At 44.5% G+C, this 19,858-nt stretch carries 12 protein-coding genes; 11 read left to right on the top strand and 1 reads right to left on the bottom strand.

Annotated features, from left to right (window positions below; translation table 11 throughout):
• Positions 1 to 161 precede the first annotated feature (161 nt).
• The 4 genes from ABYB02_RS00440 (at position 162) to ABYB02_RS00455 (ending at position 8,775) form a co-directional block, all read left to right on the top strand.
• Positions 162 to 2,969 carry a cadherin-like domain-containing protein gene (locus ABYB02_RS00440; protein WP_372759932.1) on the top strand — a complete coding sequence of 936 codons (2,808 nt, stop codon included), beginning with the start codon at positions 162 to 164 and terminating at the stop codon, positions 2,967 to 2,969.
• Positions 2,970 to 5,681, top strand: a complete 2,712-nt coding sequence (locus ABYB02_RS00445; protein ID WP_372759934.1) for a TonB-dependent receptor plug domain-containing protein — start codon at positions 2,970 to 2,972, stop codon at positions 5,679 to 5,681. It begins immediately after the preceding gene.
• A 118-nt stretch (positions 5,682 to 5,799) separates the two neighbouring features.
• On the top strand, positions 5,800 to 6,960 hold the full coding sequence (locus tag ABYB02_RS00450; RefSeq protein WP_372759936.1) for a cytochrome-c peroxidase: 1,161 nt from the start codon (positions 5,800 to 5,802) through the stop codon (positions 6,958 to 6,960).
• Between the two features lie 159 nt (positions 6,961 to 7,119).
• A complete protein-coding gene (locus tag ABYB02_RS00455; RefSeq protein ID WP_372759938.1) occupies positions 7,120 to 8,775 on the top strand; it encodes an EAL domain-containing protein in 1,656 nt (551 codons plus the stop codon).
• Between the two features lie 20 nt (positions 8,776 to 8,795).
• On the opposite strand, the gene ABYB02_RS00460 is transcribed toward ABYB02_RS00455, so the two are convergent.
• Positions 8,796 to 9,704, bottom strand: a complete 909-nt coding sequence (locus ABYB02_RS00460; protein WP_372759940.1) for a 1-aminocyclopropane-1-carboxylate deaminase/D-cysteine desulfhydrase — start codon at positions 9,702 to 9,704, stop codon at positions 8,796 to 8,798.
• 403 nt (positions 9,705 to 10,107) lie between these two features.
• Between ABYB02_RS00460 and ABYB02_RS00465 the strand changes: the two genes are divergently transcribed.
• The 7 genes from ABYB02_RS00465 to ABYB02_RS00495 form a co-directional block, all read left to right on the top strand.
• Positions 10,108 to 12,141, top strand: coding sequence for an SUMF1/EgtB/PvdO family nonheme iron enzyme (locus tag ABYB02_RS00465; RefSeq protein ID WP_372759942.1), 2,034 nt, complete (start codon positions 10,108 to 10,110; stop codon positions 12,139 to 12,141).
• Between the two features lie 135 nt (positions 12,142 to 12,276).
• Positions 12,277 to 13,320 (top strand): rod shape-determining protein, encoded by a 1,044-nt coding sequence (locus tag ABYB02_RS00470; RefSeq protein WP_011329327.1) that lies wholly within the window; start codon positions 12,277 to 12,279, stop codon positions 13,318 to 13,320.
• Positions 13,320 to 14,162: a rod shape-determining protein MreC gene (mreC, locus tag ABYB02_RS00475; RefSeq protein WP_372759944.1), complete on the top strand. Its 843-nt coding sequence runs from the start codon at positions 13,320 to 13,322 to the stop codon at positions 14,160 to 14,162. Before ABYB02_RS00470 ends, mreC begins: the two co-directional genes overlap by 1 nt.
• On the top strand, positions 14,155 to 14,634 hold the full coding sequence (mreD, locus tag ABYB02_RS00480; RefSeq protein ID WP_372759946.1) for a rod shape-determining protein MreD: 480 nt from the start codon (positions 14,155 to 14,157) through the stop codon (positions 14,632 to 14,634). Before mreC ends, mreD begins: the two co-directional genes overlap by 8 nt.
• Positions 14,635 to 15,204 (top strand): nucleoside triphosphate pyrophosphatase, encoded by a 570-nt coding sequence (locus ABYB02_RS00485; RefSeq protein WP_372759948.1) that lies wholly within the window; start codon positions 14,635 to 14,637, stop codon positions 15,202 to 15,204. It abuts the gene before it with no gap.
• Between the two features lies 1 nt (position 15,205).
• Positions 15,206 to 16,678, top strand: a complete 1,473-nt coding sequence (gene rng / locus ABYB02_RS00490; RefSeq protein ID WP_372759950.1) for a ribonuclease G — start codon at positions 15,206 to 15,208, stop codon at positions 16,676 to 16,678.
• On the top strand, positions 16,678 to 19,858 hold a 3,181-nt coding region (locus tag ABYB02_RS00495; protein WP_372759952.1), incomplete at its 3' end, for a YhdP family protein. The genes rng and ABYB02_RS00495, both read left to right, overlap by 1 nt.

Genomic DNA, 19,858 nt, shown 5'->3' on the forward strand with positions numbered 1-19,858 from the left:
TTATACCCTCCTCAGTATTTACCGTGTGCAGTGAGGTAGGTGATCACAGTTGTAAAGTAGCGTGAATAGCTCACTTAAACTGGATTTTGGTTAATAAATTAATTGCCAATGATAATGGTTTGCATTACTATGCGTATCAAGTTGTTATTTGAGAAATAGGCATGGCGTATAAACTTTTAGCTTTAGTAATAAGCACAGTGGCACTCACTCTAACTGGGTGTGGCTCTGGTGGTGGCGCAAACTCAGCCCCTGTTTTTTCGCAAGCCAATTATGCAATCAGTGTTAATGAAGACAGTGTTGCCAGCTTAATGGTGACAGCATCGGATGCAGAGCACGATGCTATTAGCTTTTATTTAGCCAATGCGGCGGCCAATGGCGCCGTCACGGTTAATGCAAATAACGGCCATATTAGTTATACCCCTCAAGCCAATTTCAATGGCACCGACAGCTTTCAAATAGCGGTATCAGATGGTGAAAATCTGACTACCGCGAACGTACTGGTGACGGTGGTCGCCATCAATGATGCACCGGTTATTCATGGTGATACGGTGCTGGTTAGTGGCGGCGAAATTAAGCGGGGCAAAGTCACGGTAACCGATGTTGATAATGATACGCTGAGCTATAGAATTTCGGTTGCTGCCGAGCATGGCACATTGTTACTTGATGCTGATAATGGTGAACTTAGTTATCAAAGTACGCGCCTAGAAAACCAAGCTGATAGCTTTGAACTAACGGTAACAGATGGCAATGGTGCAGTGGTCAGTAAGCGATTAACGCTTACCACTAATTTATCGACCAATGCGGACCGTGCTTATTACTATTACGCCAGTGAGCAATCGCACTTAAAACACGCCGAGCAGTTAGCCGTTGGCTTACAAGATGATATTAATTTAAGCAGCATTAACGCATCATTGGCGATAGGTTACGCTCAGGCTGGGCTATACAATCAAGTAACTCGGCTAACAACGATTGAAAACATCGCGCGCAATAATATTCGCGCTAATGCGTTATTAGCCATAGCCAGTGTATATAGCAAACAAGGTAAACACGAGCAGGCAAATACGCTGCGCTTAACTGCAAAAAATATTTACTCTGAGTATGTGGCAGCTAAAGGGATCAGTGCCTTTAACAGCGAGGATCAGCGTTTTTATAATGATTTAGCGTTATCTTACTTACAAGCGGGTGAATCGGCGTTGGCTAGTGAGAGCTTTAATATTCTCGATGTGTTATTTAGCGCAGCACTAGGTGATGAGCAAACAACCCAAGCGTTAAAGTTATTTTTTGGTTACCGTGATCGTGTGGCTGAGGTCATTGAGAGCTGGCGCCAATCTCGCAGCCAAGCCGACTACGACTATGCGCTTGCGATGAGCGACAGACTTTATCGCTATGCCAATATGATAGGTTATAGCTACGTAAAAAATAATAAACATGGCAATCAAGGTAAAGCCTACTTTAGTTCACGCCAAGCGGCGCTTGGTAATGTTGTGGCGAACTACCTAACGTTAAATGTGCCGCAAAAAGCGAAGTCAGCATTAGCCGATATATTTGCTTTATATGGCATAGTAAACCTTGATCCAGCCTATCCACGTAGCGCTAATAATTATGCTGCAGTGACGCAAGTTGAATACCCGTACGGTTTGATCAATAGCGCTGGCTATTTTGTGCAGTTGTATCCAGAGCTTGATATTGAAACGCATTTTTTAACGGCGTTTGCGCCAGAGAGCATCCACTATACTTTAGCGAAAAACAAAGCCAGCGATGCTCAGCTATTAGCACAGGTACGTAATTCTGCAGATATAGAGGGCAGTTTACAGCGCGTGTTAGCCAGCGGTGATGCTAATAATTTACGCGCACTGTTTACGCAGCTGGTGGCGTTTAATGCTCGTACACCTGGAGCCGCAGCTGTGTATATTGAGTTGGGCAAGTTTGATGCAGCGGCTAAGTTTATTGCTGCAGGGATTGAACTGTTAAGCTCAGCCGATTATTTAGCGCAAAATATTAGCAACCCTGTTTTTGTTAGTGGTGCTACGGGCTGTCAATTAGCGCTAGACCAGCTATTAACCATTATCGACATCAGCCAAGACGAAAAGTATCGCAGCCAAGCTGCTACGACGCTGCAAACATGCCGTGAGATAGTATTAACTCACTATCAGCACGCCGATGGGGTAACTGTTTTTCCAGCTGACATTGTTGATGCCAACATTGACCTGATAGCTTATCACCAGGCCTTAGGGCAACTAGACGCAGCGGCGCCGTTAATTAATACCGCGCAGCAAGCGATCGCCAGTTATGCAGAGCACGCGTTAATACAACAAATAAACGATACCGGAAAACTAGCCAGTGCCGTTGCTTTAAATAGCCAGTTTGCATTAGCCAATCATTATTATGCGCAATACATAGAGCTGATCAAGCAGGCAGAAGAGCGCGTGCAACCGGCAGAGCGCTTTGCAATAACCCAGCAGTTTTTTGCAAGCACGCGGTTTGCTAAGGTTCACTATCAGCAGTACCTACAGCAATTATTGCGCGTAGCAGGCACTAAAGCCGAGTACAGTGCATTGATAGCTGTCGCTAAAAACAATTGGGCCGAGCTGATTGCTTGGAATTTAGCACGCCTAGAAAATGCTGCATTACAGTTGCAAGTTCGCTATTACCCAGCGTTTGCTAAACAATACCTAGAGTTAGCAATGTTTGACAGTGCCTACCAATTAAAAAATCACCCCGCATTAGGTGTGGTAGAAGCAGACGCTATCGCCACCGAGGTAATCGCATACTTGAGCCGTTATGATGCGTTTATTGGCTCAGACGTTGCCAGTGTCGATACCGATAACGATGGTAAAGCGAATTTTTATGCCGCGCATGCCAGCGCTGCAATGATTGCTAATTCAGGGATAGAATTAGACTTAGACAGCGACAATGACGGTGTCAACGACGACAGCGATGCGTTTCCACTAAACCCGAACCGACATTAAATGCACTATATTACACTCACAGGGCTTATATCTACTGGGTTCGCGCCCGCCGTATTGGCGGCGCACCTTACCACTAGCACAACAGCGGATGACACGGCTATTAAGCTGATTGAAAGCAGTCACTACCAACAATGCGCAACTAACGCGAAGCAGTGTCAGCAAAATATTGAAGTGATTGAAGTTACAGGGCAGCGACCCAACCCGATTTCGGTGAGTAGCCAAGGGGTGTACACCCTAGATAGAAAAATGCTGCGCGATTATCGTTTTGGTAATGGTAACTTAAATGATGTGCTAGGGGTTTTACCCGGCGTGCAATATGGTGAAACGGCTTATGCGGCGGAGCAGATCAGTAATATTAAGCCCGCAGAAGTGTCGCTTGCCGGCACACAAGGTAATGCCACAGGGTATTTAATTGATGGCTTATCAAATAATTCCAATCTTAATAACGGCAGCGCCAATGTGGATAAAAACTTACTGCAAGATGTCAGTGGGCACACGCAAGCGGTGTTTTTAAATTTAGATTTAATTGATCATTTAGAAGTCTACGACAGCAATATTCCGGCAAAATACGGTAATTTCTCTGGTGGAATGGTGAAAGCCGAAACGCGAAAAGCAGGTAATCAGCTGCAATTTGGCATTAATTATCGGCAAACCAGTGATGATTGGGTTACATACCATAAATTTTATGCCCCCGATTTTAATGGTGAAAACGAACTGAATAATGCAATTTTTAATAAGCGTGACTTCAGCAGCTACCTTGCTACGCCGCTCACCGATAAGCTGGGGTTTATTGGTCAATTTCAGTATATGCAATCACAAGAAAGCCTTCAGCAGCTAGGGCAAACGCGACTGCAACAACAAAGCAACTATAACGGGCTCGTTAAATTTGATTACGCGGCCACGGCGAACGATGATATTTCATTAAGCCTGCTCTTTGCCCCGTATGAAGGCGATTATTTTGATGTGAATGCGAAAAATAGTGATTACAGCATTGCCGGAGGAGGTAATAACCTCTCGCTTACGTGGCAAGCCGATAGAAACTGGGCCTATATTAAAACGCAGTTAGGCTATAACACTAGCCGCAATAGTAAAAATACCAGCTCAATTCGTTATGCATGGTTAAATATACCGGGTAAAGACTGGGGCGATATTGATGGCTCTATTACCAGTTTAGAGGGCGGCTATGGTGATATAGAAAAGCGTCAACAAACAGTTAGTTTAAAACAAGATTTTGAACTGGCCAGCCGCCCCTGGCTAGATGCCGATAATACCTTTTCCTTTGGCTATGAGTTAGCGCAGCACAATGCTACGTTTGATCGTCTCGAAGACGCTATTGTTTATAACGGGGCGATTGCGGCACCACAAATAGAATGCGCGGGTTATGCACTCGATTGTATCGAAACTCAGTTGTATCAATCAGTGGCGGAATTAGAGGCGCAATTAGGTCATTCGCTGGATTTATCTAACCCCGATGACTTTTTAATTTATCAAAATAACTTTGCCGTAACGGGGCAGTATTTTCAGTACCGCCAAGTCACCCCTAAAGCAACTACGCATGCAGAACTAAATCAGTTGGCGGCCTATGTCGAAAACGAATTTGCATGGCAAAATTACACCCTTAACTTAGGCATTCGCTACGATTATAACGACTTTTTAAACAACCATAACTTAGCGCCGCGAATGCGCGGTAGCGTGTCGGTGTTTGCCGAGCAAGGTAAAATCGTACTCGGCGCTAACCGCTATTACGCCAACGACTCTATGAGTTATAAGTTAAACCAAGCAATGCAGCCTAGCTATACTGAAGTACGAGCCACTTATCAACAACAGCCACAGCAATGGCAAGCACAGCTCAGTAATCGTGGTTATCGTTATGTATATACGGATTTAAAAACGCCATATAGTGATGAACTATCGGCTGCTTATCGCCATCAATTATTGGGCGGAACACTAGAGCTAAAGTGGCTCTACCGTGAACAACATGATGCGATTAACCGCGTGAAAAGCACTAACGAGGCGGGCGAGGCTATCTTATTGGGAGCCAACTCAGGCCACAGTCGCTATCAGCGCTATAGCTTATCGTGGATGGCAACCTATGCTAATCAACATGTTGAATTTAATCTATCGCATGCCAGTAACACCACCAGTCGTGAGCAATTTGATGGGGATCCGCGCTCATTTGATGGTAATGGCGACAGTGTGCTGGATTTTTCTTATGATGATAACGAGTTAGTGTTTTTACGCGCGGATCATTATGACATTGCCAGCAGTACCAATAACGCTAATTATTATTTAGTGACTCGCCATGATATGGCGCTCGAAAAACAAGATTTTAATCGCCCCATTATTGCCAACTTAAGTTGGGGCGGGCAGTGGGACAATTGGACGCTATCGGCTCATGCGCGTTACAACGGTGGTCAAGATGCGATTTATGCGACCGGTAAAACTAAATCGCTTAAAGAGGCGAGCAATATTTGTGATGGCTGCGCACCTAACCGTCGCGAATACCCGGTATACCGTATTGAAAAGCGGCCGGCATTTTGGCTGTTAAATAGCAGTGTTAAATACACCACGCTGGTGGCTAATGATTACCAACTAACCTTAAGCTTTGAAGCGGAAAACCTGTTAAATAAACGCACCTATCAAATTAGCCCGTATAATACCGGCATTGAATTGGGGCGCCGCTTTTGGCTTGGAGCAAATATTAATTATTAGTCCCGAAGCCGTTGTTGGTTTGTTTAATTACGGCTTTAGTGGCTGCTTTAGTACTGGTTTTAATGGCACGTTAACTTCATAACCGACTATTTATTACTCTCAAAAAAGAATCCCATTTATGCGCTTAATCTTTATAAATACCTTACTCTTAGTGACTGTGTGGAGCACTTTAGCTCATGCTGAGCCAGTCGACTTTAGCGATTTACGTAAGCAATACTTAAAGCCGCAACCGCAGTGGCCCAAAGCGCACCTTGACGCCGATATTGAGTTTGCAGAAATAACCAGGTTACCGGCGGTTACATTTCCGCAAGATAACCCATATAGCACGGCAAAAATGCGTTTGGGCGAGCAATTATTTAATGACCCTAAGTTGTCGCGCTCCGGCCAAGTAGCCTGCGCCAGTTGCCACGATAGAGATTTAGGCTGGGCCGATGGGCGTAAACTGTCTTTTGGCCACGATAGGTTAACTGGTAAGCGCAATGCTCCGAGTATCGAAAACGCCGCTTTTTGGCAGTCTTTATTTTGGGATGGACGCGCTCAAAGCTTAGAGCAGCAGTCGCTGATGCCGGTTGAAGATCCGGTTGAAATGAATTTTACCCTCACTGAACTGGAAGCACGGTTAAATAAAAATACCGACTATCAAAAAAAGTTTCGCCAAGTATTTGCCAGTTCTCCCATTACTGCTGAGCAAATTGCACAGGCGCTTGCCACCTACCAACGTACGATAGTGTCACGCAATTCTGCGTTTGATTACTTTGTGAAAGCGGGGACAACAAAGGATAAAAAGTTACAACAGCAACTACAGCAAAAGCTGAGTGATCAAGCACTGTGGGGACTACATTTATTTAGAACCAAAGCGCGATGTATTAATTGCCATTCGGGGGCGCTGTTTTCAGATAATAAATTTCATAATTTGGGATTAACTTATTATCAGCGGGAACGTGAAGACTTAGGGCGTTATAACGTCACTAAAAACCCAAATGATGTGGGTAAGTTTAAAACACCTAGCCTTCGTAATGTGATGAACAGCAAGCCATGGATGCACAATGGCGTGTTTCCTTCTATTGCCGGTATTTTAAATATTTATAATGCAGGAGGCTTTGTCTTTAATAAAGATCCGAATGATCCGCTTTCGCCACAAACCTCAAAAATATTACAGCCGCTATCGTTAACTGCTGCAGAAAAGCACGCGTTGCGTGCGTTTTTACAAGCGATTAGCAGCGCACCAGCGACAGGGCCCGATGCCCGTTTTATTGTACGTGAAAGAAATGAGTCGTAACTCATTCATTTAATGGCAGATGCGCAATTATAGGGTGTTTCCCCTCAGGGCAAGCGGTAAAACGTTCGCTTCGTCACCCAGCTAAAATTTCATTACAGCCTTGTACTAATGGGAATGTTGAACAACACTTTAACTAATTAGTTAAGCGGTGAGAGTGTTATGCAACAGGGGAAACTGAAGTTTTTCAATCGCTTTAAGGCGCTCTACTTAGTATTGCTGCTATTAGTGTTATTTAGTGCAAATAGTGGCTTAAGTCATAGGCTAGAGCAGCAAACTTTGCAATCGGGGCAGCAACTGACTGAGCAGCTATACCAGTTACAACTCACCACACAGCAAGATAGCCCGTCAGTTACTAAGTTACTCGCGGCGCAAAACTTTAGCTTATCGGCTGTAAATCTACCGTTTTATTTAACCCCCTTTGTCGCGATGCAGCAGCATATGTTTAGCTATGAAACTATCAATGTGACGCTGTATTACTGGCCACTGTGGGTGCAACGTAGTGAGCTATTTATACTATTAAACTTGATTATTTTAGTGCTGGCTTATGGGCTGGCGCGTTATTGGCAGCCTGTGTGTAAAGCGATGACGTTATCACCTCACACTCAACCTGAGTTAGCCACACTGTTAGGCACAGTAAACAGCGGCGTTACTGATGAAGTAACACAATATAAGCAAGCCGCAACGGGTCACTATGATATTTTTGCATTAATTGCCTACCCTACACAGGGGGTTGTTAGCGCGGAATTTGAAGTATGCTTTAAACGGCACTTGGCTCGCGCTTTTCCTGCGCTCGCTTATATATCGATTAAAGTATTAAATGCAACAAACGCCACAGTTACCCTGAGGCATATTCCCGCCACCGAGTTAGAGCAATATATAGAGCGGCTGCAGCAAAACGCAGCTACCGTGTATAACAGCGTGGTAGGCCATACCTCGCAGCAAGATGTAAAAATAGGGCTTTGCAATTACCGTGCAGGCGCCGATCAAATGTTGGTGTATCAATTGGCTAAATCGGCATTGGCTTTATCGCAGCAGAGTTTAATCTTGTCGTGTCATCGCCTTGCGTTAACACCCAGCCAAGTAACCACTTTGTCAAATAGCCAGCTGATCGATAGCATTAAGGCCAACAAGTTTATGATTTTTTTTCAGCCTTTAGTCGCGCTAAACAGTGGTCATATTCTACAACATGAAGTATTAGTAAAAATAAGGGGGGCAGGGAATGACTTACTGCTTGCTAATTACGGCATTAGCCAGCTTCACAACAGCGAAGATGCGTTATTGTTTGATCAAGCGATTATCATGAAGTTAAAAACGCTGTTATTGACTGATCCAGCCTCGGCGGTGATCAGCATTAATTTACACCCTAAAAACTGGTTCAACGACGTATTTTGGCATTGGCTGCCGGCGCATGTAGGTAAGTTAACCGCTGCGCATAAATTGCAATTTGGTATTAATAAAGCAGACTTTTTTAACTACCAACAGCGTTTAACCGTGCCGCTGAGCATAATGAGCCAATTTAATTATCAAATAATTATAGATGATGTACAAAGCAGTGAACATATTTTACAGCTCGCGCACTACCCACAGGTGGCGGGAATAAAGCTAGCCTACGACTTAGTGCATGCGATTGCACGACGCCCTTTACAGCAACGGTATGTTAAAAAAATTGTCAATGCGGCTAATTTAGCCAATCTCGCGGTGTTTGCCAGCGGTGTAGAAACAGAGCAAGAGTTGCAGTTGTTAACCCGCTTAGGGGTAAATGCGGCGCAAGGGGGATACTTTTCACAACTATTGCCCGACTTTACACTCAGCTAGTTGATTAACGCCGTAACGGGTTAAATTACCTTTCGATACTTGAGGCCCGCTAAGCCCTGTAAGCCACCTGTGTGTAGCGCAATAATTTTGCTTCCCGGTGCAAAATAATCTTGAGCAATTAATTGCCATAATGCATACATCATTTTACCACTGTAAATTGGCTCTAAGGGTAAGTGGTGTTGAGTCGACATGTGCTGGCAAAATTGCCAAAGATCGGCAGAAAATTTGCCATAGCCGCCATCATGAAAATCGCATAGTAAGTGCCAATTACTTTGCTGCGCTGCTTTTGCACTCAATGCTGTTATATGCTCGCGTAGGTAATCGGCTTGCTTTAATACCGCAACTCCCAGCACCTGAGTGGACGCTGGACTGCCTTCGATTAACCCCGCTAATGTGCCGCCACTGCCAGTGGGGCAAATTAAATAGTCATGCTTGGGTAAGCTTTGTGCCAGCTCTGCACAGCCAGCTAAGGCAAATTGATTGGTGCCCCCTTCGGGTAAAATATAAGCGTTGGGAAAGCGCGCTTGTAACGCTGCGATGTAGTTTGCATTATCACGTTGTTGGTACTCAACTCGAGTGACGGGGTGCAATTGCATGCCGTATTGCTGTGCAAATTGCAGAGTCGGGTTATTAGCGTCTAAATGCGGGCCGCGAATAATGCCGTGGGTTTTTATATTAAAATAGTGGCCCGCTGCGGCGCAGGCATGAATATGGTTTGAAAACGCGCCGCCAAAAGTGAGTAATTCGGTTTTGTTGCGCGCTTTCATCTGTGCCAAATTATATTTAAGTTTACGCCATTTATTGCCGCTGATCAGTGGGTGCAGTAAATCATCGCGCTTAACCGTTAAAAATAGCTTTTTAGCGGTTAATAAATCGCACTTTATTGGCTGCAGTGGGCTATTTTCGTGTACGGTAAATGAGTTAGGCATTGTTTTTGTGATGTCGCGTGGCGGAATAGCTGTATTGTAACCTGTTGCTGCTCGTTTTGAGTATTGCGCCGCTAATTTTTCTGTTAACTGTGTATTTTAAGTAAATAATATCGCTCCTTGAGTTGTCAGTAGGGCTGTAGTGTACTTATATTACTGTTGCTTTGCTTAGTGAAAATATCGCAACTTGGCAGAGAAAACGCCACGAAACCTTGTTGCTTGATATAATTACGCCATTTTCAAGAAAATGATCCAGTTATTTACTGGCGTGAAACACGTGAATAGTTGTAAACTCAGATAATAATTGAACAAAGCTTGTGTTTTGTGCTGCAAGTACATAGCATAAGGCCTTTATTATAAAAAATAATAACGACCAAATAATTGCCGCTTTTTGGGACTAGAATATATGAGAATTGCCCCTTTATCTCTGTTAATTTCAGCAAGTTTGTTAGCTAGTAGTGCATTTGCACAAGATACTGCAACTGTAACTGGCCTTGAAGCAGAGATCAGTACAAAACAAACAGAATTTGATAGATCAACCACCATACTTGATAAACATTTAAAAGAAGAAAATCAACTGCAAACACAGTTGCAACTTCTGCGTTCACGGTCAACCGAGCTAGATAAAGAAAAAAACCAAGCGCTCGATGCGATGAACGAAATGTATCGTCGGTTAATTGATGATCCTACCCTTGATATATCAGCAGCTCAGTCGCGCTATCAAAAAGCGGTGGTTGATCACAAGCAAAACAAAGATGATATTTCTATGCAGTTGGCGGCAATTGCATCCCACCGTAAAGACATCGAACAAATTCGCGTGGCTAAGCACACCTTATTAAATACCCTTGAAAGCTTAAAAGAGCAGCTCACCACCGCGCGAGTAGAGCGTTTACGCAACGAATTTACCCGCGAAGGAACACTTGAGGTTAATCATACTATTAACTGTAAGCGTACTGAAACGTTGGCAGCGTGTGAGCAACGAGGGCAACAAATGGGACTGCAAAAAGCGACAAAACGCTTTGTAGACCAAATATTTGCTAACTTAACCGAAGAACGCCTGGTAGAGCCAAAACGTAATTTGGCGGGTGCGCAGGTGCAAATATTAACTAGCCATGTAGTCAGTAGTGCATTTAGCGGACAAGGCAATTATAACGTTAATTTAAGTGTTACTATGCGCGGCGAAGTAAATAGCAGCCGCTTATGTAATTTATTAAGCATAGATAACCGCTATTGTTCAGAGTACGGCACGCCACTGACGGCAAGCTATCAACCGGCTTACGGCACCACCTTTAGCGATAGTCAGTTAACATTCAGCAGTAATGCGGATAATAGCCCAGTTTCAAGCGCCATCAATCAGCAATCAGTGCGTAAATATTCAGCACCCGCTGCGGCAAATAACCGTTTAATAACCAATAACGATAATAACAAAACGGTAGAGTTGACACTTAGATCAAACGTGTATGATGATGAAGTGTTTATTGATGGGGTGAGCTTTGGTTCAACACGGTTAGTCACAAGTTTACCGCGTGGTGTACACAATGTTGAAATACGTAAATTAGGCTACAAACCTTACCAAGTACGAGTAAATTTAGATAAAGCACAAACAATTTACGCTAACTTAGTAAAAAAGCCTGAGTCGATTGCTGCACCGACATACACTCGTGAGCAACCAGAACAAACAACCCGTGCCATTACAGAAAACGTAAATGCGCTTAATACGAATCTTGAAACACCGGTGGTGGTTATTCCTGCTGGTAAATTTCGGATGGGGGATATTAGTGGTAACGGTTTAGCGAATGAGCGTCCTGTTACTGAAAAAGCCATCGCCAATTCTTTTGCTATGCAAAGTAAAGAAGTGACTGTGGGCGCATACGACGAATTTGTCACGAATACCGGTTATAAAACGCAAGCCGAACAAAATAAAGGCTGTGCCTATTATTTAAATGGCGAACCCATTTGGGATGTAAATTTAACGTGGCGCAACCCAGGCTATGAGCAAAACAATGATTTTCCTGCAGTGTGCTTAACCTACGGCGACGCTAAAGCCTACGCCGAGTGGCTGTCAGGGCAAACCGGTCAACAGTTTCGTTTACCAAGTGAAGTTGAGTGGGAATACGCTGCGCGCGCCGGCAGTGAAACAGAATACCCTTGGGGTAATGACATTGGTAAAAACTTAGCAAACTGTGGTTGGTGTGGTAGCGAGTGGTCAAACAACAGCGCGGCACCGGTAGGATCATTTTCTCCTAATGCATTTGGTTTGTACGATACCGTAGGCAATGTGTGGGAATGGACCAGTAAAAAGGCCGGCGAGTCTGATGTCGCTGTGCGCGGTGGGGCATGGAATTTTGCACCGAGCTTAGCGCGCGCCTCAACGCGATTAATTTTAGCGCCCGATTTTAGGTCTAATTACATTGGTTTTCGCTTAGTCCGCGAACGATAATATTTAATTAGGAAGCAATGCTTCCTTTTTTAACCCGATTACAAAGGCAGCTGTGCTTAATTACTCACATACCATGTAAGTGATAGAGTGAAAGCAGCTTAAATAAGAACGAATTTTCAAAGGTCATCCAGCCTCATGTTTAAAAAACTCCGTGGTATTTTTTCAAACGATCTATCGATCGACTTGGGTACAGCCAATACCCTCATTTATGTAAAAGAAGAAGGTATTGTATTAAACGAACCTTCAGTGGTTGCTATTCGTCAAGAACGTGCTGGCGGACCTAAAAGTGTTGCCTCGGTAGGCACCGAAGCAAAGCAAATGTTAGGCCGTACACCGGGTAATATTAAAGCGATCCGCCCAATGAAAGACGGGGTGATTGCAGACTTTTACGTGACCGAAAAAATGCTGCAGCACTTTATCAAACAAGTGCACAACAATAACTTTATGCGTCCGAGCCCCCGCGTGCTGATTTGTGTCCCATGTGGTGCCACGCAAGTAGAGAAGCGTGCCATTCGTGAGTCTGCTATGGGCGCGGGTGCCCGTGAAGTGTATTTAATTGAAGAGCCGATGGCGGCAGCCATTGGTGCCGGTTTACCTGTGTCTGAAGCAACTGGCTCAATGGTAGTTGATATTGGTGGTGGCACCACTGAAGTGGCAATAATTTCATTAAATGGTGTGGTGTATTCATCGTCAGTGCGTATTGGTGGCGATAAATTTGACGAAGCAATTATTAACTATGTGCGTCGTAACTTTGGCAGCTTAATTGGCGAAGCCACGGCTGAAAACATTAAACACCAAATCGGTTCCGCGTTTAAAACCGATGAGCCAATAGAAATTGAAGTGCGTGGCCGCAACTTAGCCGAAGGCGTGCCGCGTTCATTTATACTCAACTCACACGAAATATTAGAAGCACTCCAAGAGCCGTTAATGGGTATTGTGAGCGCAGTGATGGTTGCCCTTGAGCAGTCGCCACCGGAGCTTGCGTCTGATATATCAGCCCACGGCATGGTATTAACCGGCGGTGGTGCATTACTAAAAGATTTAGACCGCTTGCTAATGGAAGAAACCGGTATTCCCGTTGTGGTTGCCGATGATCCATTGACTTGTGTCGCACGTGGGGGCGGTAAAGCGCTTGAAATGATTGATGTGCATGGCGGTGACGTTTTTAGTTACGACTAATGAAATCAATGTTTGGGCATACGATCTCTTTGCAACTGCGACTTTTTGTCGCAGTGCTTTTGAGTGTCATACTGATTATTGGCGACAAATACACGCAAGGCGGCACCACAGTTCGCACCAGTTTAAATACCTTAGTGAGCCCATTGATTTATGTGGCAAACTTACCCTATGAGCTGTTTAGCCTAGGGGCCAAAAGTTTACACACCCGCGAGCAATTACTCACTGAAAATGAAGCGCTGAAAAAAAAGCAAATGCTGCAAAGTGAGCAATTACAGCAGTATCAATTTCTAGCCAGAGAAAATCAAAAGTTACGTGCTTTATTAGGCTCATCGGCAAAACACCCCAATCGTAAAATAATTGCGCAAGTACTTTCGGTGCATTCCAACCCGTATAGTCATCAAGTGGTTATTAATCGCGGCACCACCAATGGCCTTAGCGAAGGCCAAGCGGTGATAGATGATATGGGAGTGGTAGGGCAGTTAACTAAAGTGGGCTCTACTACGTCGCGGGTGTTGTTAATGACCGACACCACACATGCGACACCGGTACGCATTTTACGTAACGATGTACGCACTGTGGTTGAGGGTATAGGTAAAATTAATGTGGTTAAGCTCTCCCACGTACCCCATAGCTTAGATGTGCGGATTGGCGATGTGTTAGTGACTTCAGGGCTTGGTGGCACGTTCCCTGAAGGTTACCCGGTGGCGGTGGTTACCGAAATTAACCGCGATGAAGGGCAACCGTTTGCGCAAGTTTATGCCGAGCCGATAGCGCAACTCGATAGGATCCGCTTACTCGTGGTGTTGTGGCGCAACCAACAGGAGCAGATAAGCGATGATTAACCGCTCTTCTTTGCTTATTGCACTGAGCATTTTTTTTGCTCTCGTAATGGCGTTAATGCCATTACCTTTTTCGTTTGAACCGTTTCGTCCCGACTGGGTATTACTGGTACTGATGTATTGGTCGCTGGCTGTGCCCCATAAGTTAAATATAGGCAGTGCCTGGGTGGTCGGGTTACTGATAGATCTAGCCAGTGGTTCGCCACTGGGAGTAAACTCACTGACCTACTCAATATGTATTTTTGTAACAGCGAGTAACTTTCAAAAAATTCGTAACTTTTCGCTTTGGCAACAAAGCTTGTTAATCGGTTTGTTTTTAACCCTCTACCACTTAATGCAGTTTTGGCTGAATCACTTTTTATTGAGTGTCTATTTTAGCCCCCACTACTTATGGCCAGTATTAACCGGTATGTTGAGTTGGGTTTGGGTGTTTTTATTATTACGTAAATATCGTAGACACTTTAGGATCAGATAAATGACCAGCGCAGTATATTTGGCATCTGCCTCTCCTCGCCGCAAAGAGCTGTTAACGCAATTAGGCATCGAATTTACTCAGTTTAGTGTCGATGCTGATGAGCGCCAGCTTGCCAGTGAGTTACCCCGCGACTACGTAGAACGTCTAGCACGCTTGAAAGCCAGCTCAGGGGTTGCGCTGGGCTATACCGATCGCCCAGTGTTGGGCAGTGATACCGTGGTGGTTATTGATAATCAATGCTTAGGCAAGCCTCGTGATAAAGCCGATTTTACCGACACCTTGCAACGTTTATCGGGGCGCACACACCAAGTATTAACCGCCATTGCTTTTGCTAGTGAAGATAAAGTGTTGAGTTGCATAGTCACAACCGATGTGACCTTTAAGCGCTTAACGGATGATGAAATAAATGCTTACTGGCAAAGTGGCGAACCGCACGATAAAGCAGGCGGGTATGGTATTCAAGGCTTAGGTGGACGCTTTGTTAGCCATATTTCGGGTAGCTATTTTGCCGTAGTAGGCTTACCTTTATATGAGACAGAACAATTATTACACAGCTTCTTAAGAGGGTAACATGAGTATCGAATTACTAATTAATGTCACGCCAAGTGAAAGCCGTGTCGCCCTAATTGAAAACGGTGTGTTGCAAGAAATACAACTGGAACGCATTGGTAACTTAGGTATTGTTGGCAATATTTATTTGGGAAAAATTAGTCGCGTGCTGCCCGGCATGCAAGCGGCTTTTGTCGATATTGGCTTAGATAAAGCGGCCTTTTTGCATGCTTCTGACATTGTTAATAGTGCTTCACTGGTTGAAGGCGTTGACGACACACCGATTAAAAAAGTACAAGATATTAGAGAGTTAGTACGTCAAGGCCAGTATATTATGGTGCAAGTGGTGAAAGATCCACTGGGCAGTAAAGGTGCTCGCTTAACCACAGATATCACCATCCCTTCGCGCTATTTAGTGTTTATGCCCGATGCCAGCCATGTTGGCGTCAGTCAGCGTATAGAAACGGAAGAAGAGCGTGCTCGGCTGAAAAAAATAGTGGCCGAATATAGCGATGAAAACGGCAGTTTTATCGTTCGTACCGCCGCCGAAGGTGCCAGTGAAGCTGAACTACGACACGATGCGGCATTTTTACAGAAACTCTGGCAAAAAGTGGTATCACGACGTAGAAAAACCAGTAAGGCTAGTATTTTACACGAAGACTTAACGCTTGCGTTTAGAACGCTACGCGACTACGTGGGCGAAGATATGGAGCGCATTAGGGTAGACTCTAAGCTAACCTATCAAGAACTAAAAAAGTTTACCGAAGAATTTGTGCCGTTACTGACCCCAGTGTTGGAGTATTACCCCGGGGAGCGTCCTATTTTTGACTTGTTTGATGTTGAAAACGAAATTCAAAAAGCGCTACATCGCAAAGTGACCCTTAAGTCGGGCGGTTATTTAATCATAGATCAAACCGAAGCGATGACCACGGTTGATGTGAATACCGGCGCGTTTGTCGGCCACCGTAATTTAGAAGAAACCATTTTTAATACCAATGTCGAGGCTACCTCTGCAATTGCGCGTCAGCTTAGGTTACGCAACTTGGGCGGCATTATTATTATCGACTTTATCGATATGGTGAGTGACGATCATAAACGTCGCGTAATGCATTCATTAGAGTCGGCGCTGGCGAAAGATCGCGCCAAAGCGAATATTAATGGCTTATCGGCACTGGGGTTAGTGGAAATGACCCGTAAGCGCACCCGTGAAAGTTTAGAGCATATTTTATGTGATGTGTGCCCCGCCTGCTCAGGACGAGGTTCACAAAAAACAGTGGAAACCGTGTGTTACGAAATCCTGCGTGAAATCGTGCGGGTCAATCGTGCGTATGATGCTGATAAATTTGTGGTTTATGCGGCGCCCGCAGTAAGCGAAGCGTTGTTAAATGACGAGTACCACAACTTAGCCGAGTTGGAGTTATTTATTGGCAAGCAAGTCAATATTCAAACCGAGAGTCTCTACAGCCAAGAACAGTTTGATGTGGTAATGATGTAATGAAAGCCAAGGCGGTGTGTTTTTATTGTTTCAGAAAATTATGGCAACTCAGCGCCATAATTTTAGTGTTACTGGCCGTCATTGTTTCCATTTTAAAATACACTTTACCCTACGCCAACGACTATAAAACCGACATCGAAGATTACCTGCATACTCAGTTTGATATTAGCCTATCAATCGGCTCTATTTCAGCTAGTTGGCAAGGTAGTGGCCCCGCTTTAGTGCTTGAAGAACTCTCATTTAAAGACAATCAAACCGCGCCGATATCACTCACTATTGCTAAAACAAGCTTAGAGCTTAACTTGTGGGAAAGCGTAAAAACCTTACAGTTAAAGTCGAACTACTTTGTGATTAATGGCTTTCATACCACGGTTAATGTCGCTAACTTGTTTACCAGTAACGAAGGCGAAGTGTCGTTTGAGCAAAAAGAGCTAATAGAAGAGTTATTTTTAGGCGAAACCGGCCACTTTGCGATAGAAAACTCCAGTATTAACTTTATCTTAGAAGATGGTAAAGAGCGCAAGCTGCTGCTAGAAAATATTGTCTGGCAAAATCAAAATAAACAGCATTTAGGCAGTGGCAGCTTAGCATTGCCGGGCATATCGGTAGGCAATTTTGACGCGCGCATTGCCTTAAAAGGCGAAACCTTAGAGCAAATGGCGGGCGATATTTATGTGCACGCGAACAAAGTCGATGTTGCTAATTGGTTAGCACAATACATTAACACCGAAAAACAACAGCTGCAGAGCGATATCAATTTACAGGCTTGGTTACAGCTCGATAAAGGGCTGGTTAGCGATGTGAAGGTGCAGTGGCTGCCAAGCTTTGTGCATTGGCAATTAGCCGATGAAAAACAGCAACTCAGCTTAAGCGAAGGGGGCTTTCATTTGTACCCCGAGCAAAATAGTTGGCATTTAAAAAGTACTGGCTTGGCATTTACCAGTAATCAGCAAGCATGGCCCAGTTTAGAGTTTGAAGCCGTATTAGGTAAACAAAATAAAATATGGTTACAGCAATTTGATTTTGCCTTGCTGAGCGATTTAGCCGAGCTGACCAATTTTGCCGATTTACAACCTTTTTTGATTCGTCAGCCGCGCGGGCAAATAGACCAGGCTTATTTGGCATTTAACCATCAGCACGATTGGCAATTGTGGTTTGAGGCCAACGACATTGGCTGGCAAGAGCACAATGGCATACCGGCAGCACAAGGGTTACGCGTGAGCGGTTTGCTTAATCAGCAATATGGCAAACTGACGCTCTTTGGTGAAAATAATCATTTAATTACCGGTGAAAGCTTTAGTCACGACATCGCCTATGCACAATTAAATGTGGTGCTCGACTTAGCGAAACGCGGTGATGATTGGCATATTAGCAGCGATAATATTTGGCTTGATAATGATGAAGTGACTTTAGCCGCTGAAATGCAGTTAAGCTTAACAGAGACTCCACGGTTAGACTTATACGCCGAAGCATTTGCAGCCGATGCCAGTATTGCGGGTCATTACTTTCCGCTGCAAGCCATGAGCCCGGCATTGGTGAGCTACCTAAATGGTGCAATAAAAGCGGGAGAAGTCAGCAAAGCCCAAGTGTTATTTTCGGGTCCTCTGGCTGGATTTCCCTTTACCGATGGTAGCGGGCAATTTGATGTGTTAGCACAAATTGATAACGCCACATTTGCTTTTGATCCCGATTGGCCAGCAGTCACCAACGCCAGCGCGCAGTTACATTTCGCTAATCAGCGCATGGATATTTACAGCCAGCAAGGCAGTTTGGTTAACCTGGAGGTTGGCAATAGTGTGCGAGTTAGCATAGATGACTTGCTGCACAGCGATGAAATAATCGTAAAAATAGATAAACGTGCAGAGCTGAGCAAAATGCAGGCATTTTTTGCCGCTACGCCACTGGCCAGTCCCTTAGCCGAGGTGTTTGATATTGTCCGCGGTAAAGGCCATGCCACGGCAGATATTGAACTGTTAATTGGTGATAAGTTTGCCAATGGCGCAACCGTGAAAGGGAAGGTTCAGTTAGCGGATCAATCGTTATATATCACGACTCCAGGTATTGAGCTGAATAATTTACAAGGTGAACTGCAGTTTGAAAATGAGCAGATCAGCTTAAAAAATGCAACCGCTACCTGGCTGGGCATGCCGCTTAAAATTAACTACCACAGCAACAGTAATGAGCCCGATTACCGCGCCAACATAGACATTGCAGCGCAACTCAATGCCGATACGCTAATTAACCATGGCCAAGGCATTTTAAAAAATTACCTCACGGGGCAAAGTGAATTAGCCCTTGGCTTAGTGCTTAATTTTACCGAACAGGGATTTAATTATCGCGCGCAGCTTACATCACCGTTAACAGGGATAAAGAGCACCTTGCCAGGGCGTTACGCCAAAAAAAGCGAGCAAACTTGGCCACTCAACGCGGTGATACAAGGCGATAATATCTCTAACTTGATCACCGCTAATATTAATCAGTTATTTTACTTCAATGGCATTTTAGACAATAGCAAAGCGCAATTGAGTAACGCCCATTTTGTGATTGGTAAAAATGATCTGGGGCTAAATAAAAAAGATCTCGCGGTCAGTATCAATTTAACACAGACAGAACTGTTACCTTGGTTAGAGCTGATTGAGCAAATCATTCAAGTCGCCAAGCAACAGCCCGCTGACACAGCACCCAGTGTGATGCCGCCGTTGCACCAAGTGGTGGCGAATATAGAGCAGTTGCACGTCAGCGATATTGAGTTTAATGACGTTGAAATGCGTTTAGCGCCACAATTAGATGATTTATATATCAAATTAAATGCCAAAGAATTACGCGCAGGGGTGTTTATTCCCCGCTCACAAGTTAGCCAGCCCATTCGTATTGATAGCGATTATTTACGCATTAACTTTAGCGCGCCCAGTGGGCCTAGCGAGAATAACCGCACCACGGCAGCGGATCTTACTTGGCTGACCAAGTTACCCGCCATCGAGTTTGAGTGCGCCGACTGTAAAGTAAGCAGTTACCAACTTGATAAAGTGAGTGCCTCGCTTTTAGGTGATGGGCAACGGTTATTGATCTCAGAGTTGGTGGTTGATAAAAACCAGCATATTTTACGCACTAAGGGGCAATGGCAAGAAGGCCTAACGCAGCTCAGCGGCGAGCTTAACAGCGAGGATATTGGCGCTTTAT

It is taken from the genome of Pseudoalteromonas sp. (genome assembly GCF_041613455.1).
In the GTDB taxonomy this organism is placed as follows: Bacteria; Pseudomonadota; Gammaproteobacteria; order Enterobacterales; family Alteromonadaceae; genus Pseudoalteromonas.